Below are 20771 nucleotides of genomic sequence, written 5' to 3' on the forward strand. Positions count from 1 at the left end.
GCTCTGTCGAACAGCGATGTCAACATGATCCTGAGTTCCGAGGGTTCGCCGCGCATCAATCCTATAACCTTGATGACGTTCCTGACTAGGAGGATGAGGCTGCTCCAACACGTCCACGGTGTTAGGAATTGCCATTGCACGAGTTGATCTCGGACTTCTTCGTCGCGCGTCGCCAATTTCCAGCCCAATACCGCGCCTACGCTTGGTACCCCAACCACGCGGCCTATCGCCCTCATGCCCACTTCGAGGACCCTCCAGGATCGGGCCTGTTCGGATAGGTGTGGGAGGCCGAGGCATCAGAGGGAACGGCCAGACGCTACCATGAGGATGCGCCATCTGCCGAAGAGCCGTACCCTTACCTTCGTCACTGTGCGGAACGCGGGGCGACCGTCGCGTCAGCCATCCGGCTTTGGGTGTCATTTCTCCCCTGGCGGAGTCCACCGCCCCGACAAAAGCCTGACCTTTGCCAGTCTTCTACGGGCAAGCGTTCGCGCCAAAAGTTCAAAGCCGTGTCCTTAACATTCAACAATGAAAGCCAGCCTCATCAGATCGAGCAGAAAGTCGTCGATGGCATGTGTGAGCGCGTCAGACTTTTGTTCAAGCTGAAGCAGCAAGGCGCGCCTCTTCGATCGCGGCCCGGCAACCGTCTGCGTTTATCAGGAATCAATCCTGTCTAAGATCTGCAAGCCCTCACCTCGCCCCAAGCCAGACTCAGCGCATCGAACGCCGTTGGAGAGAGTTTCCGACGAAAGAACATCGTCGCGTTTCGCGAAAAGGCATCGCTCGGCAAAGTGCCCGTTGATGAAGCATGCTGCGTCAAACGACAAGCAAGATCCGGGCTCCACCCAGTGATGTCTTCGAAGGCGGGGTGAGCCGGCTCGGGCATGCGTCTCGGCCGCAACCCTTAATCACGAGGAACTGTGCCGCAAGGCAAACAGTTTCTCTCTATTCTTCTAGCCGCCACGGTTCAGCCTAGATTACATGGGAAACGACAATAACGGAAAGCAAAGGGTCGCAAAATGAGTAGGGTGGCTGGATTAAACGAAGATTTGGCTGCACCAACGACCTTTGGGCCACTTTTGCAGCCCACCTTTCGTTCGATCTGGCTCGCCACGCAGGTTTCGAGTCTCGGCTGGCTGATGCAGACTGTCGCCATCAGCTGGCTGATGGCTACCATCTCGACTTCCGATCTGATGGTTGCGCTGGTGCAGGCTTCATCGAACCTGCCCGCTTTCATTTTGTCCGTGTTCGCCGGGGTTCTCGCTGACAATTTCAGCCGTCGCAGGGTTATGTTCGCGGGCCGCTGCCTTATGGTGATAGCATCTGCGATGCTGACCGCTGTTGTAGCGCTGGGCTTTCTCGACCCATGGATGATTCTCGGCTTCAGCTTTTTAATCGCATGCGGCGGCGCTCTCAACGATCCCGCCTGGCAGGCGTCGGTTGGCGATATGGTGGACCGGCGCGATGTTCCCGCTGCCGTTACCCTGCTTTCCGTTGGCTTCAACACCGTACGGACCGTGGGCCCGGCGCTCGGCGGCATCGTGGTTGCCTCCTTCGGGCTTTTGGCCGCTTTTACCGTGACCACCCTCACCTATTTGGTACCCTTGGCCACCATATGGCGCTGCAAGTGGAAGGTCCGCTCGTCGCCTCTTCCGCGCGAGTCGATGAGGAGGGCCATCTATGACGGGCTGCGCTTCACGGCGATGTCATCGGAAATCAAAGCGGCGATCGCACGCGGAACCCTCTTTGGCCTGGCGAGCATCGCTATACTCGCGCTGCTGCCGCTGATTGTCCGCGACCAGTTGGGAGGAGGCCCGCTCGCCTATGGCACGCTCATGGCAGGTTTCGGAACAGGCGCGGTCTTCGCCGGCCTCTCCAACAGCCGGTTCAGACGGAGCTTGTCGCAAGAACAGCTGATGAGGCTCTCCTGCGTCGCCTGCGCGGCGTGCTCCCTCTCCCTGGCGCTTACCTCTTCGATCGGCGTGGCGGCAATTGCACTTGCTTTGGGCGGCGCAGGCTGGGTCACTGCCTGGTCCGGGGTTGGCGTGAGCGTGCAGCTGGCAAGCCCGCGCTGGGTCGTGGGGCGCACGATCTCCATCTACTATGCATTGATAGACGGCGGCATAGCGGCCGGCAGCTGGGTGTGGGGCACCGTTTCCCAGAACCATTCGCTGACCTGGGCGCTAGAGGGTTCCGCTGCGGCCCTGCTGCTCGTTGCTGCAGCCGGCGTTCTGTTTCCTCTTCGCGAGCGCCGCGAGTCCGAGCCCGATCCTTTGGAGGAATTCGACGCCCCAGCTGTCGCTCTCAGTTTGAAGCCGAGAAGCGGCCCGATCGTGGTCAAGATCGAATATCTGATAGCCGAGAGAAATGTCGAGGCCTTCCTCGACCTCATGCGGCAGCGGCGTCATGTACATAGCCGCGTCGGTGCTCGGAACTGGACGCTCCAGCGCAACCTTCAGAAGCCTATGCAGTGGACAGAAACGTTCCGCACGCCGACCTGGACCGACTACCTTCGCCTCAATCATCGTCTGACGGAAGTAGACAAGGAACTGGACGAGCGTGTTTTCCAGTTACACGCGGGAGAGGAAGCGCCTCAAATGACGCTTTCGATTGAGCGGCCGACAAGCTCGGCCCGGAAACCCGACCAGTCAATCCTTCACCTTCCCCGTCATTGAAGCCTGACCTTCCCATATCTGGGCATCAGCGATCGTTAAAGATCCGGGTGATGGATGAGAATCTCGGCGGCATCCGTGTCGTGCGTGCCTTCGCCGCGCAGCCGCACGAGCTGGAAAAGTTCGACCGCGCCAAGCAGGACGCGCCTTGATCTCGCCAATGAGCGCGTCGACATCCGTGTCGGCAACACCAGCGCCATGAATTTCTCGTTCCTGACCGCCATGGGCCTGGTGCTCTGGTTCGGTGGCCAGAAAGTGATCGCAGGTCAAATCAGCGTCGGCATGCTGGCCCTGTTGTTCACCTTCATGACCATTCTGCAGATGCCGGTGCGCTAGCTCGGATTGATGGTCAACTCGTTCGCGCGCGCCTCGACCTGCGGCACGCGGCTGTTCGAGTTGCTCGACGCCGGACTTGACATCGAGGACGCGGCGGGCGCCAGGGATCTCGTCGTCACCGACGGCGTGCTGCGCTTCGACAATGTCGGTTTCTGCTACGCGGGCTCGGGCGGCCGCCCGACGCTCTCCGGCATCACCTTCGAGGCGAGCAATGCATCGCCGTCTAGGCAAGGCGAATGCTCCGGACTTCCCAGCCTTTCTTGCCTTGCCCGCATTCGACAAACACCTTCTGTCCCGCCACCAGCACGCTGAGCCCTGAGCGCGTCAGGGCGCTGGCATGAACGAAGACGTCCTTCTCACCGTTGTCAGGAGCAATGAAGCCGAAGCCCTTTTCGGGTTTGTACCACTTGACCGTGCCCCCGCTCTCCAGCTGCGCACCGGTTTCAACGAAGGTCCCTCCAGCGACGCGCGTATGTGACGGAGTTTTCGCGCGGTGATCGCCGATCTCCAGCACGTGCGCGACTTGATGACCTTTTGGACTTTTTTCGACCGTGATCTTGAGAGGCGTTCCCGCGGCAACATCCCGGCTTCCGGCCGCCTCTAACACTCGCACGTGCAGATAGGCCTCCGTGCCGTCCGACAGTTTGACGAAGCCAAAACCCTTGCTGACTGTGAACCACAATACCTCCGCATCGACAGGATCTGCCGTCACGGTCGGCGGGCGCTGAAAATAGCTTGGCTCGGAAGTCCGTTCCGAAAAGGAAACGGGGTCATCGTCATAGCGATGCCGGCGTGGCTCGCGATGGTCTCGATATTTGCCCATGATGATCTCGACTGGCATGGATGGCGCACTGCGCTACCTTCAAGATAATCTCAATCGGGCGACGCGTTTATGTCAAAAAGGCCGTGAAGACCGCAGCTGTGCCCGGCCTATCGGCCGAACCCTTTGAAACTAGATTCATTTCCCCTGAAACAATAGTGCCGGCGAGTCGATTTACTGACTCGCATAGGTTGTGTTGGAGCGAGAGTGCGATGATGCTGGCGCGGGCGCACTGGAAGGGCTTTATCAGGCATTGCGGAAAGCCTGCTCCGGGTTTCTTCAAAAGGAACCGAACGGCGGGTCGACGACCATTTGCGCCGGCTCCAGGCCACGGCGCAGGCCTGACCGTGCATGATCATCATCTCCAGCGTCATGCCAAGCGTCGACGCCAAGCCGTGGAGAACCATGCCGCGCTGTCGCCGACGAGAACAACGCCGCAATGTCGATCGACGAGCTTTGAATCGGCGCACTCAATGGGCCTCCTTCCCCAAGCACGGATGTCGCGTTGGCACTTTTGTGCAGCTGCGAAGAGCTAAAATCGCCACGACGGGTGGTGTTGACGCGCCGACAATTATCAGACAAAAACCGAATTCAATCGGTTCAGCCGCCTACGCGGCAGGGCTCTGCTCAACAACGTCGGGGACCATGGACGATCGCGCAAAAGGGACTAGGAAAGGCGGAGCTGGAGGCAAGGCCAACGACGTCAATGCGGACTTGATCGCCGTTGTGGTTGCCATGGACAGCAGCGCCCCCTGCGTTCTGACCATCCCGCAGGCAAACGCCCTGCCCTCGGGCCCGTTCGAGCTTGCTCACCGTTCGCTGCAGTCAGGCCTCAGGGGATGGGTGGAACAACAGACCGGCCAGCCGCTCGGCTATATCGAACAGCTCTACACCTTCGCCGATCGCGACAGGGTTGGCGCTGACGACCGCGTGGTCTCTATCAGCTATCTGGCGCTCACCCACCAAGACGAAGCTGGCGACCCGGCTGGGCGACACTGGGGAAGCTGGTACGACTATTTCCCGTGGGAGGATCACCGCTCCGGCACACCGGCGGTCGTGTTGGACGAATTGCGGCCGCGCCTGATGGAATGGGCGGATGGCACTGACGACGGTACGACACGCCTCGACCGACGACGGCGGGCGGCGATCGCCTTCGGCTTTGACGACCGCCATTGGAACGAGGAACTCGCGCTTCAACGTTATGAGCTGCTCTACGAAGCCGCCCTGGTGGAGGAAGCAATACGCGCCGGACATTCCGCTGCGCCCACCTCGGTGTCGGGCAGATCGATGATCGCCGATCATCGTCGCATCCTGGCGACCGGCATTGCGCGGCTGCGCGCCAAGATCAAATACCGGCCGGTCGTATTCGAACTGATGCCGCCGGTCTTCACGCTTTTGCAGCTGCAGCGGACCGTGGAGGCGCTTGCCGGCAGGCTCGTGCGTAAGCCGAACTTTCGCCGGCTGATCGAGCAGCAGGAGCTGGTCGAGGAGACCGGTGAGACAACCGCGGAAACCGGCGGCCGGCCGGCGCAACTTTATCGCTTCCGTCACGCCGTTCTCGACGAGAGGGTGATAGCCGGAACAAAATTGCCGCTCTCGCGCGCTTGACCCGCCTTGCGCCGCGCACGGCGTGGCCCTTGTGAGAACCGGGATTGTCGAGAATGACGATGTCGCCCGGCTTCAGTGTTTTGTTGAGTTCGGTTTCGACATAGACGCGAAAGGCCTGCGTATTGATGGGTCCGTCAATGACCCAAGGCGCCTCCACCCGATCATGCCGCAGCGCCGTGATGAAGGTCATCGTCTTCCAATGGCCATATGGTACGTGGGCCATCAGCCGCTTGCCGCGCACACCCCAGCCGCGCAACGGCGCCATGTTGGTCTTGACTCATGTTTCATCCAGGGAGACCAGGCGCGCAGGGTCAATGCGGTCTGATAGCGCATCCATTGCGCACGCCGGCGCATCAGCTTTGGCTTGAGCTGCTCGGCCGGCAGAACGGTTTTTTTGAAGCTCTTGCCCTCGCGGTGCAGGAAGCGACCGACGCTCGCAGGAGACCACGTTCAGCCAGTGCCGCCGTCGATTGATGAAGCGTCATGTTGGCATGTCGCTCAACCTCGCCCAGGACGAAAGCACGGTGCTCCCCGTCGATCAGATAGGGCCGATGACCACCCATCTTGCCGGGTGCCGCACTGCCAAGGCGACGCTTGCGGCCTCGGGCGTTTCCTGGGCGAAGGCGGTGGCGATGAAAGCCGAGACGACGCCACAGACTGCGCTGGCGGATAGTAGTTCGCGAGTCAGCCACGGTAGCGGTCGCTACGAACCGCGCAGCACATTGTCATCGGTACATTCCGTCCCATGCCTGAAATGAGCAGTGCAGCCATGTCGCCTCCTCCGCAGTCACCGTGGCGAAAGCAATCCTTCCGCTGCCACACGGACCTAATGTCGCCTGGCACTAGCTTGCTTCAGCAAACCACTTAGCGCAATTCTCAGGAGCTACCGTGTCCGCACCGCAGGCGAGGTCCGGGGAGGCTTGCTCACTCAGTTTGCCATTCTGGAAAGTCGCGTTCTTGCCAACGCGCATATTCGAGATATTCTCTCGCAATCGCCTCTACAAGATCTTGTTGGAGCTCTTTGCGAAGGCACGGCATTTCGCTGATTGCCAAGCTGTGCTCTCTCGCAAAATGAATGGCGCAACGATATCCGTCAACGTCTTCCAAAATGGGACGGACTGCATCTTCCTTCCACTGATCCGCAAGTTCCTGCAGCAATGAAGGTTGTCCTTCTCTTGTGACAAACATGTCTGTGACCCGACGCTTGGCTCTCTCCAGAAAGGCGTCCGAGTTGCCGAGCCGCAACCGCCTTACATACCACCGAAAAGCGCCATCCCAATGCTGACTTCGCGCCATTAAATTGAGAAGGGAGATCGAACCGCCTTCGAGGATGAGCCCCGGCTGGGAACTACGCTCATCCACTTGCATTATCAGCTTACGATGGGCGGTCTCGGCGTCGATGATGCCCGCGGTTAGCGGGCGCGAATCCAAGTAGATCCGCTGGGTAGATTGCAGTTCGGAATCCGAGGGACGCCCGCTGCCGGTGGCGATTTGAGGACAGCATTGTACACGATCCAGCGCAATGACCGGCCATCCGGTCTCTCGTGCAATTTGGATTGCCGCGTCTGTTTTGCCGCTGCAGGTCGGCCCGTAAATCAAATAGATTAGCATGTGTATGCCGCTTAGTTTATCGGAACTAACCGCCCCCAAGCACAAGATACTCGGCAGGCTTTCACCGGACTTGTCGCAAACATTTTGACAAGCGGCGATTATGCCCTGAAACGACGCCATTTTCGAACTTTGTGAAGCCCGAAAGGGCGCAAGCAGCCCGTTCTGGTCGTTCAGTCCAGTCGCCAACGCCTCTGTTTGACGTTTGACGACGGTCCACTTTGCACATCTCATGCCGACTGTGACGCAACGCGGCACCAAAGGATGGTGACCTCGTTGTCTCCGGCAAAAGATCCTTGCGCGTCTTGGGTTAATCGAGGCGGCGGCGTACGGGCGCCTTATTGTCTCGGAACATGGCCAGGAAGGCGGCTGATCAACAAAAGTGGAAGACGGTGCCCCGACGACCTCACCGATTTGTGAGGCGACCGAGGATCTGCCCGACATCGTCGATCTCGTCCTCGAGGTGGGCCGTGTGCCGGCCGCGCCGCCAAAGCCTCCTCCCCTGCCGGTCCGGCTGGAAGCCTCGTCGAAACGGCACAGGAGTACACCAAAGCCGCCAGCGCGCAAACACACAGACCGCCGGCGCCAAGGATTTGGCGCTTTTTGCGTGGCGTCCGCTCCGATCTTCCGGAAGGGGAGCTGGCTGCCGTTTTCTGGGCACTCGCTGCGCATCGCCGCTGCGCAACGCCGAACTGGACATCGAGCGGCTACGCGATGAACCGCATGGTCTGCCATTGTGAGGCTCTTGCTCGACACTAATGGCCTCTCCGAGGTGACGAGGCCGAGCCCTGACGCGCGCGTGCTGGAATGGATGACGGGCTCGATGAAGACCGCTCATTTATCAGGTTGTGTCGATCGCCGAGATCCGGCGCGGCGCTGCCCTCATAGACAAAGGTCGGAAACGTGACGCACTGGCCGGATGGCTCGCCCGGGACCTGCCGCAGCGCTTCGAGCCGAGAGTCCTGCCCGTGGACGAAGTGGTTGCCCTGGCCTGGGGCGACCTGACGGGCCTCGCGAAGCGGCGTGGCCGCGGTCTGTCATCGATGGACGGGCTGATTGCAGCCACCGCGATTTCCTGACCCATCACATGGCGGGGATATTCATGCGCTGACGGCGAAACACCCAGATGTCCCGCACCTACCACGATCAATATGGAAACGCCTCGGTGGCAGCCACGAGGTCGATGTCATTGAAGATGAGATGAAATAGGCGGATCAGCTCTGCTTTTCGCATCCTTGACGCGCGCTTCATGACAGGCCTCGGCCAAGGGCGTCGAGTTTAGCTTCCGGTTGGATGCTTGCCCTCACCTGTGGCTATGCTTACGGCCATCCCGATCGAGAAAAGCATCGAACGCGGCAGCGACAGCGCGAATTACAAAGCGATGCTCCCGCCGTACGCGGACAAAACCGTTTTCGAAGTCCACTATCCCGTCCTCGGCCAGCATCGCCAAGCGTTCAGCTGAATCGAGAAGACGGATCGGATCAGATCCGTGGGCGGCACAGATTGCCTGCACATCGGCCTCGAGATCGCACATTAGTCGCTCGATAATTGCGGCTCGCACGCGGTCGTCGTCGGTGAGGCGATAGCCCTTTGACGTCGCCAGACGGCCAGCTGCGATGTGCTGGATGTAGGAATCCCGTGTAACTTCGTTTTGGACGTACCCCTCGCCGACGCGGCCGATAGCCGACGCGCCGAAACCGATCAGGGTTCTGCAGGTGGTGGCCGAGTAGCCCAGCGAGTTACGCCGCAGGCGACCCGTTTTCTGTGCCAGCGCGAGCTCGTCGTCCGGCAAGGCGAAATGGTCGAGCCCGATCTCGCGGTAGCCGGCGGCAATCAGCGTCGCGGCCACGGCCGCATACTGTTCGGCGCGGGCAGCGCTGCCCGGAAGAACTGCCTCCTCGATGAGGCGCTGATTCTTTACAAGCGACGGGATGTGCGCATAGCCGAACACCGCAAGCCGGTCGGGGCGCATTGCGACCGCCGCCCTCGCGGTCTCGACGCAGGACTGCACCGTTTGATGCGGGAGACCGAAGATGAGGTCGAAGTTGATGCGGCTTACTCCATGCCGGCGCAGCATTTCCACGGCAACCGACGTCTGCGCCTCACTCTGAACCCGGTTGATCGCTTTTTGAACAATGGGATCGAAGCTCTGCACGCCGAGACTCACACGGTTCACGCCGGCCGCTCCTAAGGCCTCGGCCATCTCGGCCGTGAACGTGCGCGGATCAATCTCGACGGCGACCGTAGCTGTTTTCGTGAGAGCGAAGCGGCGTCGCAGGAACTCCATCAGAGCCAGGAACTCGGCTGGTCCTATGAGAGACGGCGTTCCGCCGCCGAAATGCATGTCGCTCACGGGCAGCCTCTGCGGCGCTCGCTCCGAGACCAAACGGATCTCGTCACGCAGCGCCGCCAGATAGTTGAGGATCGGCGCATCATGGCGGGTGATGGTGGTGGGGAAGCCACAATACCAGCAAGCTGATCGGCAGAACGGAACGTGAAAATAGAGCGAGACCGGATCGTCAGCCGGCAGGTTCCTGAGCCATTCCTCATAAGCCTCGGCGCCGACCGCCCCAGAGAACTCCGACACGGTCGGATAGATAGTGTACCAAGGCAGGCCGGCCTCGCGATATTTTGTGGTCTGCAACAGTTACCGTCCCATGCTGATAACCACCAACCTTACCGCTGCGCTCGCCTGTGTCTTTGCGCTATGTCAGTCCGTTCGCTTTGGGCTTGAAACTTGTATTTCGCAGCAATAGCGGCCGTTCAGTCTTGGCTGGACAGCGATGGTCTGAGCACTCGGGCAGCAACTGGCCATGGCTGTTCCCGCCGAGATCCTCACGCGCACCGTTAAGTTCCACCATCCCTTCCCTTCAGCTTGCGCCTGGTCGAGGAGATTCTGCTGAGCGCGGCTGCCGCATCCGACGAGATAACACGGCCTTGGGACCAGACTAGCTCGCCAGCCAGCGCAGCCCCATGGTGATCTCTGGCATCTCGATGAGCTCGTTTTGTGAATTGCTGGCAAGAAGCATTAGCTGTGGCGCGCCGTCTATCAGGACGAGAGCTTGCTCGACGCGACCGTTAGGTCCGCCGCAATGCCAAGGCCGGCGCGCGCCTAGTGACTCCGTGCTGGAGGCAAGGCTGCGCGTTCAGCGCGTGATTATCGACCATCGCGCTCGCTAAAATGACGGCGTCGTACCGAGCGGTGCCGCCGCATGATGTCTCAACGTCGGGGCTCACAGCAAACAAAGCTGTCGCCATTGAACGAAACTGTCGCGAAGCGAACAGACGAACCGTAGGCGAAACGTTTGCCGTTCGTGCTTGGGTTGATCCGCAAGGCAAAAAGGAAGGAAGAGACCAAGGTCCGCCGGCACACTTGAGCTTCAAGCCGCAGCGCGTCGTCAGGATGGCACGTCATTTGCAGTAGCCTTTTTGACGGCCCGCCCACAACTAGCGGAGATGACGGTGGTGATTTGGACAGAATTGTTGAATGGCGTCGTCTCCGCGATAATTATATTTGTAACAACAATTGCATATTTGTAGCAATACTACCCAATCATATTCTCAATTTCTCATGAACATCTGGCATTACGAGCGCATCAAAACTGCTCAAATTCGACTCAATGCGCATCGTTATCGACTGTTTCCTTAGCAAAAATTCATTCACTGACGTCCATTCCTTTTACTCTTTGAACGGAGATCAACAATGAACATTAGGAGCCTCCTCCTCGGCTCAACTGCGGCACTGATTGCCGTTTCCGACGCTCGCGCCGTGACCGCCGTTGCCGAGCCTGACCCGACTGAGTACGTTAAAATCTGCGACGCTTACGGCTCGGGCTACGTCTACATTTCAGGCACTGAGACCTGCCTGCGCATCGGCGGCTATGTCCGTTACGACGTCGGCTTGGGCCATATGGTTGATCACGCAAGAACCTCGGATATGAGGACTGGTGAGGATCAGGGCACATGGCAAAACAACACGCGCTTCACATTGAAAACTTGGACCGGCCAGGAGACCGAACTCGGCACGTTGAAGACCTACACCGAAACCCGCATGAACTTCGGCAACCGCCACACTTCGGTTTCGGACAGTTCTCGGTCCCATGCCTTCAACGGAGACAGCACCTTGACTTTCGCCTGGATTCAGCTTGGTGGCCTCCGAGTTGGTAAGGACTGGTCGGCCTTCGACATGTTTATTGGCGGCGCGGGTGACGTACTCAACCAGACGCCGGTTCCGTACGGCGCTTTCGATACCAATGTGGTTCAGTACTACTTCGACGCCGGGAACGGCTTTTCGGCCGTGGTTTCGCTCGAAGAAGGCTCGGGCGTGGTCGGCACAATCGACAGCTACGCTCCGCACGTAGTCGGCGGCTTGAAATACACACATGGCTGGGGCGCGATCACCGGCGTTGCCGCTTACGACAGCAACTACGAATCGGTGGCCGCCAAGGTCCGTGTCGACATCAATGTCACCAACGAACTGTTGCTGTTCGGAATGTTCGGCTACGGTTCCAGGGGCAAGCTCAACGACAACTCCACGAACGCGATCGACGCTCATGGTCGCGGCTTCTATAAGATTTGGGGCGGGAACTGGGCTTTCTGGGCTGGCGCCGCTTACGAGCTCAACGAGACAACTTCGTTCAAGCTTCAGCTCTCCGGTGATCAGCTCAAGAACCATGGTGTCGCTGCAAACGTCGCCTATGCGTTTCTTCCAGATTTCACAGTTACGGCGGAACTCGACTATGGCCGATACGGTAACTTCGCCGTCGGCAAGGTGGACGCTTCCAACGTGAATTGGACCAACGCCAACAAGAAGAGCAGTGTCGGCGGAATCCTCCGTTTCGAACGCTCATTCTAACGGATGAAAGGGTTGAGCTCCGAGATCCGGTTGAGCGGACCAATCCGGCAACACTCCAAGAGAACGTCGCATGGAAGCTATACGAGATTGAAGCCTCGATCTCGGGGCCGGACGATGTTTCATATCAGATCTGGTCCGGATGATCGCGCAGGCGATATTCATCGCTCGATTATGTGTTTTTGATCTGCAGCTCTTTTCATTTCTCATCCCTTCCGCCCGCTTGACGGACCCTGCCATCCAGCAGTACCCGGCCAGGTTTCAGATCCGAACTTGAAGGCCCAGTCGGGTCAGGACGTGTTCAACTTGTTGAGCGATTGTGGGGATGCGGCTCGACGCACTTGAAAATCGCAAATGGATCGCCTCCGTTCAGCCATCCCTGGGAAATTCGGGCGCGAGAGAACACGCTCCAGAGCATAAGCGAGGCTGATCGAGGAACAGACGATTCTCAGGCGACGCTCCATCCGATCTTGCGCCTGGCCGAGACGATCGCCCGACGATCACCGTCGCGGCCCGAATGCGCTTGACAAGATAGCGCTCGCCCGTTCAACCTGAGGCATTCACCAGGGGGGTCCCGGCAAGGGGCTGAGATACTGCTGGCTTTCGCGGCGCAGTGACCCGTTGAACCTGATCCAGTTCATACTGGCGTAGGGACGGTGCAAGCGCTTTGCGGGAGTTTACGCCCCAGGTCCTGTTTCGGCAGGTCAACCAAAGCGTCTTTTCATCCTTCCGGCACAGAACTGGGTCTCCAATGCATGAGCAAAGGAGCCTCAAGATGAATGCCCTCACCCCAGCCGTCTCAACGGGACCGCTGCCTGCCTCACGGAAAATCCACAAGCGCGGCACCATCCACCCACAGATCAGGGTGCCGATGCGCGAAATCTCCGTCCATCCGACGGCCGGCGAGCCGCCCGTCACCGTCTACGATCCGTCCGGCCCTTATACCGACCCGGCTGTCGCAACCAGCATCGAAAAAGGCCTAGCCCGACTTCGCCACGAATGGATTTTGGCGCGCGGTGATGTCGAGGCCTGTGACGGGCGCCATGTCCGGCCGGAGGACAACGGGTTCGCTACGGGCGAACGCCTGACGCCAGAATTTCCCATTCGCAACCGGCCACTCAGGGCCAGGGCCGGCAAGACGGTGACACAGCTTGCCTATGCGCGCGCCGGCATCATCACGCCCGAAATGGAGTTCGTCGCCATCCGCGAGAACCTTGGTCGTGAGATCCTGCATGGCAAGCTTGAGCGTGACGGCGAGGCTTTCGGCGCGACGCTGCCCGATTTCGTGACGCCGGAATTCGTCCGAGAGGAGGTGGCGCGCGGACGCGCAATCATTCCCGCCAACATCAACCATCCCGAGAGCGAGCCGATGATCATCGGTCGCAATTTCCTGGTCAAGATCAACGCCAATATCGGTAACTCCGCCGTCACCTCGTCCATGGCCGAAGAGGTCGAAAAGATGGTGTGGGCGATCCGCTGGGGCGCCGATACGGTGATGGACCTGTCGACCGGCCGCAACATCCACAACATCCGCGACTGGATCGTGCGCAACTCGCCGGTGCCGATCGGCACGGTGCCGCTCTACCAGGCGCTCGAGAAGGTTGGCGGCATTGCCGAGGATCTGACCTGGGAGGTCTACCGCGACACGCTGATCGAGCAGGCCGAACAGGGCGTCGACTATTTCACCATCCATGCGGGCGTGCGGCTGCACTACATCCCGCTGACCGTTGACCGGGTCACTGGCATCGTCTCGCGCGGTGGCTCGATCATGGCCAAATGGTGCCTGCACCATCACCGGGAAAGCTTCCTCTACGAACATTTCGCCGAGATCTGCGACATTTGCCGCGGCTATGACGTGTCCTTTTCGCTGGGCGACGGCCTTCGTCCCGGCTCGATCGCCGACGCCAATGACGCAGCACAATTCGCCGAACTGGAAACGCTCGGCGAGTTGACAAAGATCGCCTGGGCCAAGGATTGCCAGGTCATGATCGAGGGGCCGGGCCATGTTCCCATGCACAAGATCAAGGAGAACATGGACAAGCAGCTCGAAGTCTGCGGCGAGGCGCCCTTCTATACGCTTGGGCCGCTGACGACCGACATCGCACCGGGCTACGACCACATCACCTCAGGCATCGGCGCGGCGATGATCGGTTGGTTCGGCACCGCCATGCTCTGCTACGTCACGCCCAAGGAGCATCTCGGCCTTCCCGATCGCAACGACGTCAAGATCGGCGTGATCACCTACAAGATAGCCGCCCATGCCGCCGACCTGGCAAAAGGTCATCCGGCGGCGAAAGTCAGGGATGATGCCCTTTCCCGCGCGCGCTTCGAATTCCGCTGGGAGGACCAGTTCAACCTGTCGCTCGATCCCGAAACCGCGCGGTCCTTCCACGATCAGACCTTGCCCAAAGAGGCGCACAAGCTGGCGCATTTCTGCTCGATGTGCGGGCCGAAATTCTGCTCGATGCGTATCTCCCACGACATCCGCGCCGAGGCGCAGAAGGAGGGCATGGCGGCGATGGCGGCGAAATACCGCGAGGGCGGCGATCTCTACATACCGGCTGACGAGACCCGCGCACCGGCCATGCCACAGGCGCGTGCGCCATCATGAGGGTGCTGGTCAAAGGGGCCGGCGTTGCCGGCCTCACCGCCGCCTTCGAGCTCGCCGCACGCGGCGCGGCGACCACCGTTGCCGAGACAAGGCCTGCCATCGAGGGCAATGCGTCGTGGTTCGCCGGTGGTATGCTCGCGCCATGGTGCGAGGGTGAAAGCGCCGAGCAGCCGGTGCTGGATCTCGGACGCGATGCTGCCGACTGGTGGGATGCGGTGCTACCGGGTCAGGTGATACGTGCCGGAACGTTGGTCGTGGCCGCGCTGCGTGATACTGGCGAGCTCGACCGGTTCGCCAGCCGCACGTCGGGATATCGGCGGGTCGCCGAAGACGAAATTTCACTCCTGGAACCCGACCTCGCCGGCCGCTTCTGGCGCGGATTGCTCTTCCCCGATGAGGCTCATCTCGACCCGCGCCAGGCGATGGTAGCACTTCACGACAAGCTCGCGGCCATGGGCGTCGAATTCCGCTTCGGCGCCGACGCCCAGCCTGTTTCCGGTTTCGATCGTCAGATCGACTGCACTGGAATCGCAGCGGCCGATGACAGGCTGCGCGGCGTTCGCGGCGAAATGCTGATCCTGCGCACGCCTGATATCTCGCTGTCGCGCCCGGTCAGGCTGCTGCATCCGCGCTTTCCGCTGTATGCGGTGCCGCGTGCCGACACGCAGTTCATGATCGGCGCGACTATGGTTGAAAGCCAGTCCTCCGGACCGGTGACGGCGCGTTCGATGATGGAACTGCTCAGTGCCGCCTATGCCCTCCACCCGGCTTTTGGCGAGGCCGGGATCGTTGAAACAGGTGTCGGCATCCGTCCAGCCTTTCCCGACAATCTGCCGCGCGTGGAGGCACTTGGAACTGCCGTCGCGATCAATGGACTCTATCGCCATGGTTTTCTTCTCGCCCCTGCCACGGCGCGCCAGGCTGCCGACCTCGTTTTTCAATCAAAACGGACCAAGGAACTTGCTCATGAAACTGATGGTCAACGGCGAAGCGCATGAGGTTGCCGCCGCCACGCTGGCCGAACTGCTTGCCGCGCTCGACTATGAGGGCGATTGGCTGGCAACGGCGGTCAACAGCGACCTCGTGCACAAATCCAAGCGGGCGGAATTCCAGTTGAGTGACGGCGACCGGATCGAAATCCTCTCGCCCATGCAAGGCGGTTAGACCATGTTAGAGCTTTATGGAACCGAGCTTCCGTCGCGCCTGCTTCTCGGTACCGCTCAATATCCTTCGCCGGCCATCCTTGCCGAGGCCGTCAAGGCGTCGGGAACCTCGGTGGTGACCGTCTCGCTGCGCCGCGAGATGGCAGGCGGCAGGGCTGGCGAAAAATTCTGGTCACTGATCCGCTCGCTCGGCGTCAGAATCCTGCCCAACACTGCTGGCTGTCACTCCGTCAAGGAAGCGGTCACGACCGCGAAAATGGCGCGCGAGGTCTTCGGCACCAGCTGGATCAAGCTCGAAGTGATCGGCAATCACGACACGCTGCAGCCGGACGTGTTCGGCCTAGTCAAAGCCGCGCGCATCCTGTGCGAGGACGGTTTTGATGTATTCCCTTATACCACCGATGACCTTGTCGTCGCCGAGCGGCTGCTGGAGGCGGGCTGCAAGGTCTTGATGCCATGGTGCGCGCCGATCGGTTCGGCGCTGGGGCCGGTCAACATCACAGCGCTGCGCTCGATGCGCGGACATTTCCCTGGCGTCCCACTGATTGTGGATGCGGGGCTGGGACGACCTTCGCACGCGGCCACCGTCATGGAACTCGGCTTTGACGCCGTCCTCCTGAACACAGCGGTCGCCAGGGCGGCCGATCCGGTCGGCATGGCGCGTGCGTTCGGCAAGGCGGTCGACGCCGGCCGTGAGGCTTTCAGTTCGGGAATGCTCGAACCGCGCGACGTCGCCGTGCCATCGACACCGACGATCGGCAGAGCAGTTTTTTCATGAAGCTCGATCCCTTCTACCTGATCGTCGACAGCGCTGCCTGGATCGAACGGCTAGTGCCACTCGGCGTCAGGCTGGTGCAGCTGCGCATCAAGGATAGGGACGAGGTCACGCTGCGCTCGGAAATCCGCCGCGCGAACGACGTCTGCGCGGTCCATGGTTGCCAACTGATTGTCAACGACTATTGGCGACTCGCCATTGAGGAAGGCTGCGACTTCGTACATCTCGGCCAAGAGGATTTGGCTGCGGCTGACCTGCTGGCGATTAAGTACGCCGGATTGAAGCTCGGGTTTTCGACCCACGATCATACCGAACTGGAAACGGCGCTAGCGGCCGAGCCGGACTATGTGGCCCTGGGGCCTATTTATCCCACTAGCCTCAAGAAGATGAAATGGGCGCCGCAAGGGCTCGAGCGGATCAGCAAATGGAAGCATCGGGTAGCGCCGATCCCATTGGTCGCCATCGGCGGCCTCAACCCCGACCGGCTCGACAGTGTCTTTGAGGCTGGTGCGGACAGCGCGGCCGTGGTGACCGACATCACGCTCAACGCCAATCCCGAAACGCGCACGCGAGAATGGATCGAAAGGACAGAGAAATGGCGCTGAGGCGAGAACCGCATGTGCTCGTCGTTAGTGGTTCGGACTCCAGCGGGGGCGCCGGAATAGGACGCGATATCGAGACGATCTCCTCCCTTGGTGTGCGCACCTGCCTGGCTGTCACCGCGCTGACGGTGCAAACGCACGAAACCGTCATGGCAGTCCATCCTTCTCAGCCCGATCTCGTGGCCGATCAGATGCGCGCTGCGCTGCAGGCCAACAATGTGACGGCCATCAAGATCGGCATGCTCTCAACGGCTGAGATCGTCGTTGCCGTTGCCGGCGTGCTGCGCGAAAATCCGCGGATACCGGCAGTCCTCGATCCGGTGCTGGCTTCCACGTCAGGCCGAGCGCTTCTTGAAGCAAGCGCTATCCCCATGATGAAGCAGGATCTGATGCCACTTTGCCGAATCGTCACACCCAATCTCATCGAACTGGCGCTTCTTGCCAGCTCAGAGCTGGCGGTGGATGAGGTCGGCGCGCTTCAACAAGGACAACAACTGCTCGCCGCCGGGGTTCAGGCCCTGCTGATCAAAGGCGGCCATGCCTCAGGACCTCGCTCAACGGATGTTCTCGTTTGTCCCAACCAAGAACCCGTGCGCCTCGATAATCGTCGGCTGGCAAGAACGATGCGCGGCACCGGCTGTGCCCTGGCCAGCGCGATAGCCGCGTATCTGGCGATCGGGGGATCGATTGAGAAAGCTGTGCGCCAGGCCAAGCTTCTGGTGTTCGAAAAGATTTGGAAACACCCCATATGAGAATCGGGCTCGCGATAGGCGGCCCCATTTTATCGCCGACGATTTCAGCCAACGGAGGGTCATGTTCGCTGGCCGGTGCTTATGACAAAAGCATCTGATCCTGACCGCTTTTGTGGCTCTGGTTTCGTCGATGGGTGAATGATCTTCGGTTCAGCAGACGATTAGCAGCGGGAGCGAGGCACCGCCAATCGCGTGGAATCTAGGATCATATTGCGCGAGCAAGAATTCCGTTGGCGGCGATTATCACCAAGGGGATCTTGGCGTCGGCGACTGTGCACACCTGACTAAATCTAGTTTGCGCCGATCATAGCCACAAAACATCAAAAAATAAGAGCGAGTAAATTTTAGTAGACAGCTCACAACTCGAAGCAACGTTATCGTAGCCGCCGGCGCGCACACTGGTGCATAGTTGGTCGCCTCGCGCAAGCCACCTCATCTGCTGGACTCCTCCACCATTTGGGACCCAGATGGGTCATATCCAAACAACTAATTTTATCAATCTACCAGGATGCCCGCATAGCGGTGCCGGCAGAATGCTCACCGTTTGGATCGTACTTCGGTTAGCCTTGTCAACGCGAGCCCATTTGCTGGGCGAGACAAGGGCCGCGCGAAGGAAGGAGCAAACAAATGCAGATTCTCGACGTTAATCAGATGGTCCAGTACTACCTAACATCGCTTGAGCTGGTTGTGATCTTCGCTACCGTTTGCGCGGCGCTGGAGCTAACCTTTCCGGCTTTTCGATACAGTTTTGCCTCAAATGTTCGTGGCGTGCGGTATTGGATATTGGCTCGGATGGGGTACATTTATCTGGCATCTCTACGCTGCGAGCTTGGGCTGGTTAGGAATAAAGCCGCTCGTAACGATCAATTTCGGTGCGTTTCTTCACTCTGACAACGCAGTCATTAACACTGGATTCGCCGTCATTTCAGGGGTCTTAGTCGCGATTGCCGGCGACTTCTTTTACTACTGGATACACCGCGCTCAGCATGCTGTTCCATTCCTCTGGCGCATGCACGCTACTCACCACTCGATCCGCGAATTGACGGCATGGACAGCGCTTGTATCACCCACTCAAGCTGATCCATTTCGAATCTAGCGTAGTGCCCGCTGTTGCCATGACACTGATTACCTTTCAGGGACATCTTTCACACTCTAGCACCCGCATCAATCTTGGGCCGCTTCTGTACGCTGGCGGCGTTCCTCGGGGCCTGCGGGGGAGCTGGGTCTCGGCCCATCCGGGTAACGATCCTTCGCGCAGACGAGCTATGGAAACGATCAAAAGTGTGATTTCACTGGGTCCCGATTATCGCATAAAAAACTTGTTATCGCACAACTTAAAAAACTTGCAACCCCACAGCATCATTGACTTGTCGCCTATCAGCACTATATACTTGTAATCGCACAGCTCTAAAAACTTGCAAAGGCACGGCCATGGCCAAGCCCCATGAAAAACTCGCTGAATCACTGGCCGTCCTCAAAGAGCTGCAGGAGGGTGGGCGGCGCATATTCAAGTCAGATGAGCTGACCCGCCTCCACCGGGAGCGGCTGCTGCAGAACGGGTTCCTGCGCGATGTTATCAAAGGCTGGCTCATGTCGACCGGCCCGCAGGCACAGCAGCAAGACACCACCTCCTGGTACGCGAGCTTCTGGGAGTTCTGCTCCCTTTACTGCAATGACCGGTTCGGCAAGGACTGGTTCCTGTCACCGGAGCAGTCGCTGCTTCTGCACGCGGAAGCGCCCACTATTCCGCCTCAGGTGGTGGTGAATACCCCCAAAGGCACGAATAACAAAATCGACCTGCTGTTCGGCACTTCGCTCTATGACCTCAAGGTCAAGGAGATGCCGGCCGAACTGACAGAGAAAAACGGCCAGCGCGTGTTCACTGTCGAGGCCGCCCTTACCCGGGTGCCGGAAGCGTTCTTCCAGCGCGCCCCTATCGAGATGCAGATCGCCATGGCGTCGGTGCGCGACGTATCAACCGTTCTGGCCCTGCTGCTTGATGGCGGCCATTCCGCCGTGGCGGGACGGCTTGCGGGGGCCTTCCGTCGCGTAGGACGCGACTCCTTTGCCGATGAAATCGTGGCCGCCTTCAAAGCCGCCGGCTATGACGTGCGCGAATCCGATCCGTTCGCGGGACAAATTGGAGTGACAACCATTGCGGCGGGCGTACCGCCGTTGGTCGCCCGCCTGCGCGCGATCTGGCAATCGCAGCGCGAAGCCATCATCGAGATATTCCCGAAGGCACCCGGACTGCCGTCCGACAAAGACGCCTATATGAAGTTCGTCGAGGATATCTACGAAAGCGACGCCTACCATTCGCTGTCGATAGAAGGGTACAGCGTCACCCCGGAACTCATCGACCGGGTGCGCGAGAGGAGCTGGAATCCGGAGATTGATGAAGAGGACCGCAAGAACCGGGATGCGCTTGCCGCGCGTGGCTACTACCTCGCATTCCAGAAGGTCAAAGACTCTGTTGCCGCGATCATCAACGGCCAGCCAGCCGGCGCGTTGACGCGGGACACTCACCGGGAGTGGTACCGAGAGCTGTTCGCGCCGTCAGTGACCGCCGGCATCCTCAAAGCCAGCGCGCTTGCGGGATATCGCAATCACCCTGTGTACCTGCGCGGCTCGCAGCACGTGCCGCCGCGTACCGAAGCGGTGGCCGATGGTATGAATGAGCTGTTCGACCTGCTGGAGGCGGAGAAGGAGGCCTCCGTGCGTGCCGTGCTGGGGCATTGGCTTGTGGGCTATGTGCACCCCTATCCGGACGGCAACGGACGAATGGCGCGGTTCCTCATGAACGCGATGCTGGCTTCAGGCGGTTACCCCTGGACAGTCGTCAGAGTCGATGACCGGAAGGCCTACCTCGCAGGGCTGGAGGAGGCGAGCGGCAATATGAATGTGAAAACGTTCGCCGCCTTTCTCGCCGAACGGGTGAAGTGGTCTATGGAGAAGGCGGCGTGAGGTCGGTG

General features: G+C 59.9%; 16 protein-coding genes, 4 pseudogenes and 1 riboswitch. Of the genes and pseudogenes, 15 read left to right on the plus strand and 5 right to left on the minus strand.

Annotated elements, in window-relative coordinates:
- Window positions 1-1019: 1019 nt before the first annotated feature.
- Both NKH42_RS12820 and NKH42_RS12825 read left to right on the plus strand, forming a co-directional pair.
- Window positions 1020-2675, plus strand: coding sequence for an MFS transporter (locus tag NKH42_RS12820; RefSeq protein WP_352707455.1), 1656 nt, complete (start codon window positions 1020-1022; stop codon window positions 2673-2675).
- A 32-nt stretch (window positions 2676-2707) separates the two neighbouring features.
- A pseudogene (locus NKH42_RS12825) lies at window positions 2708-3257 on the plus strand (ABC transporter transmembrane domain-containing protein); the annotation flags it as partial.
- On the opposite strand, the gene NKH42_RS12830 reads toward NKH42_RS12825, so the two are convergent.
- On the minus strand, window positions 3232-3849 hold the full coding sequence (locus tag NKH42_RS12830) for a cold-shock protein (protein ID WP_352707457.1): 618 nt from the start codon (window positions 3847-3849) through the stop codon (window positions 3232-3234). The pseudogene NKH42_RS12825 and the gene NKH42_RS12830 overlap by 26 nt on opposite strands.
- A 261-nt stretch (window positions 3850-4110) precedes the next feature.
- A pseudogene (locus tag NKH42_RS12835) lies at window positions 4111-4327 on the minus strand (3-methyl-2-oxobutanoate hydroxymethyltransferase); the annotation flags it as partial.
- 146 nt (window positions 4328-4473) lie between these two features.
- Here NKH42_RS12835 and NKH42_RS12840 point away from each other — a divergent pair.
- On the plus strand, window positions 4474-5436 hold the full coding sequence (locus NKH42_RS12840) for an NUDIX hydrolase (protein WP_352707458.1): 963 nt from the start codon (window positions 4474-4476) through the stop codon (window positions 5434-5436).
- A gap of 34 nt (window positions 5437-5470) precedes the next feature.
- Here the strand turns inward: NKH42_RS12840 and NKH42_RS31225 are convergent.
- Window positions 5471-5701: pseudogene (locus NKH42_RS31225) on the minus strand (transposase); the annotation flags it as partial.
- A gap of 208 nt (window positions 5702-5909) precedes the next feature.
- On the opposite strand from NKH42_RS31225, the gene NKH42_RS12850 reads away from it, so the two are divergent.
- Complete coding sequence (locus NKH42_RS12850) at window positions 5910-6194, plus strand: hypothetical protein (RefSeq protein ID WP_352707467.1); 285 nt, start codon at window positions 5910-5912, stop codon at window positions 6192-6194.
- 166 nt (window positions 6195-6360) lie between these two features.
- Here the strand turns inward: NKH42_RS12850 and NKH42_RS12855 are convergent, their stop codons facing one another.
- Window positions 6361-7167: an isopentenyl transferase family protein gene (locus tag NKH42_RS12855; RefSeq protein ID WP_352974156.1), complete on the minus strand. Its 807-nt coding sequence runs from the start codon at window positions 7165-7167 to the stop codon at window positions 6361-6363.
- Window positions 7168-7780: 613 nt separating this feature from the next.
- Between NKH42_RS12855 and NKH42_RS12860 the strand changes: the two are divergent.
- A pseudogene (locus NKH42_RS12860) lies at window positions 7781-8120 on the plus strand (PIN domain-containing protein); the annotation flags it as partial.
- 227 nt (window positions 8121-8347) lie between these two features.
- On the opposite strand, the gene hemN reads toward NKH42_RS12860, so the two are convergent.
- Window positions 8348-9688, minus strand: coding sequence for an oxygen-independent coproporphyrinogen III oxidase (gene hemN, locus NKH42_RS12865; protein ID WP_352707462.1), 1341 nt, complete (start codon window positions 9686-9688; stop codon window positions 8348-8350).
- Window positions 9689-10747: 1059 nt separating this feature from the next.
- Here hemN and NKH42_RS12870 point away from each other — a divergent pair.
- The 10 genes from NKH42_RS12870 to NKH42_RS12915 all read left to right on the plus strand — a co-directional run bounded on the left by NKH42_RS12870 (window position 10748) and on the right by NKH42_RS12915 (window position 20763).
- Window positions 10748-11899: a porin gene (locus NKH42_RS12870; protein ID WP_352707465.1), complete on the plus strand. Its 1152-nt coding sequence runs from the start codon at window positions 10748-10750 to the stop codon at window positions 11897-11899.
- Between the two features lie 552 nt (window positions 11900-12451).
- Window positions 12452-12568, plus strand: a riboswitch (TPP riboswitch).
- 103 nt (window positions 12569-12671) lie between these two features.
- The gene (thiC, locus tag NKH42_RS12875; RefSeq protein WP_352974159.1) at window positions 12672-14507 is read left to right on the plus strand and encodes a phosphomethylpyrimidine synthase ThiC; all 1836 of its coding nucleotides are present in this window, start codon (window positions 12672-12674) and stop codon (window positions 14505-14507) included.
- Window positions 14504-15505, plus strand: a complete 1002-nt coding sequence (gene thiO, locus NKH42_RS12880) for a glycine oxidase ThiO (protein WP_352807758.1) — start codon at window positions 14504-14506, stop codon at window positions 15503-15505. Before thiC ends, thiO begins: the two co-directional genes overlap by 4 nt.
- On the plus strand, window positions 15474-15671 hold the full coding sequence (gene thiS, locus NKH42_RS12885) for a sulfur carrier protein ThiS (RefSeq protein WP_352974161.1): 198 nt from the start codon (window positions 15474-15476) through the stop codon (window positions 15669-15671). The genes thiO and thiS overlap by 32 nt, the downstream gene beginning before the upstream one ends.
- Window positions 15672-15674: 3 nt before the next feature.
- The gene (locus tag NKH42_RS12890; RefSeq protein WP_352881909.1) at window positions 15675-16448 is read left to right on the plus strand and encodes a thiazole synthase; all 774 of its coding nucleotides are present in this window, start codon (window positions 15675-15677) and stop codon (window positions 16446-16448) included.
- On the plus strand, window positions 16445-17050 hold the full coding sequence (locus NKH42_RS12895) for a thiamine phosphate synthase (protein ID WP_352807753.1): 606 nt from the start codon (window positions 16445-16447) through the stop codon (window positions 17048-17050). Before NKH42_RS12890 ends, NKH42_RS12895 begins: the two co-directional genes overlap by 4 nt.
- Window positions 17041-17799 (plus strand): hydroxymethylpyrimidine/phosphomethylpyrimidine kinase, encoded by a 759-nt coding sequence (locus NKH42_RS12900; protein ID WP_352974163.1) that lies wholly within the window; start codon window positions 17041-17043, stop codon window positions 17797-17799. Before NKH42_RS12895 ends, NKH42_RS12900 begins: the two co-directional genes overlap by 10 nt.
- Window positions 17800-18426: 627 nt before the next feature.
- Complete coding sequence (locus tag NKH42_RS12905; protein WP_352707603.1) at window positions 18427-18690, plus strand: hypothetical protein; 264 nt, start codon at window positions 18427-18429, stop codon at window positions 18688-18690.
- Window positions 18629-18895 carry a sterol desaturase family protein gene (locus NKH42_RS12910; protein WP_352707601.1) on the plus strand — a complete coding sequence of 89 codons (267 nt, stop codon included), beginning with the start codon at window positions 18629-18631 and terminating at the stop codon, window positions 18893-18895. The genes NKH42_RS12905 and NKH42_RS12910 overlap by 62 nt, the downstream gene beginning before the upstream one ends.
- Window positions 18896-19230: 335 nt before the next feature.
- Window positions 19231-20763, plus strand: a complete 1533-nt coding sequence (locus tag NKH42_RS12915) for a Fic family protein (RefSeq protein WP_352707591.1) — start codon at window positions 19231-19233, stop codon at window positions 20761-20763.
- The last annotated feature ends 8 nt before the right edge of the window (window positions 20764-20771 follow it).

Origin of the sequence: Mesorhizobium sp. M1142, assembly GCF_040318565.1 — a bacterium.
Taxonomy (GTDB): domain Bacteria; phylum Pseudomonadota; class Alphaproteobacteria; order Rhizobiales; family Rhizobiaceae; genus Mesorhizobium.

Excerpts from the sequence above, each read along its gene's own strand:
- NKH42_RS12820 (WP_352707455.1), top strand. The coding sequence starts at position 1,020 with ATGAGTAGGGTGGCTGGATTAAACGAAGATTTGGCTGCACCAACGACC.
- NKH42_RS12830 (WP_352707457.1), bottom strand. The coding sequence starts at position 3,849 with ATGCCAGTCGAGATCATCATGGGCAAATATCGAGACCATCGCGAGCCA.
- NKH42_RS12840 (WP_352707458.1), top strand. The coding sequence starts at position 4,474 with ATGGACGATCGCGCAAAAGGGACTAGGAAAGGCGGAGCTGGAGGCAAG.
- NKH42_RS12850 (WP_352707467.1), top strand. The coding sequence starts at position 5,910 with ATGAAGCGTCATGTTGGCATGTCGCTCAACCTCGCCCAGGACGAAAGC.
- NKH42_RS12855 (WP_352974156.1), bottom strand. The coding sequence starts at position 7,167 with ATGGCGTCGTTTCAGGGCATAATCGCCGCTTGTCAAAATGTTTGCGAC.
- NKH42_RS12870 (WP_352707465.1), top strand. The coding sequence starts at position 10,748 with ATGAACATTAGGAGCCTCCTCCTCGGCTCAACTGCGGCACTGATTGCC.
- thiC (WP_352974159.1), top strand. The coding sequence starts at position 12,672 with ATGAATGCCCTCACCCCAGCCGTCTCAACGGGACCGCTGCCTGCCTCA.
- thiO (WP_352807758.1), top strand. The coding sequence starts at position 14,504 with ATGAGGGTGCTGGTCAAAGGGGCCGGCGTTGCCGGCCTCACCGCCGCC.
- thiS (WP_352974161.1), top strand. The coding sequence starts at position 15,474 with ATGAAACTGATGGTCAACGGCGAAGCGCATGAGGTTGCCGCCGCCACG.
- NKH42_RS12890 (WP_352881909.1), top strand. The coding sequence starts at position 15,675 with ATGTTAGAGCTTTATGGAACCGAGCTTCCGTCGCGCCTGCTTCTCGGT.
- NKH42_RS12895 (WP_352807753.1), top strand. The coding sequence starts at position 16,445 with ATGAAGCTCGATCCCTTCTACCTGATCGTCGACAGCGCTGCCTGGATC.
- NKH42_RS12900 (WP_352974163.1), top strand. The coding sequence starts at position 17,041 with ATGGCGCTGAGGCGAGAACCGCATGTGCTCGTCGTTAGTGGTTCGGAC.
- NKH42_RS12905 (WP_352707603.1), top strand. The coding sequence starts at position 18,427 with ATGCAGATTCTCGACGTTAATCAGATGGTCCAGTACTACCTAACATCG.
- NKH42_RS12915 (WP_352707591.1), top strand. The coding sequence starts at position 19,231 with ATGGCCAAGCCCCATGAAAAACTCGCTGAATCACTGGCCGTCCTCAAA.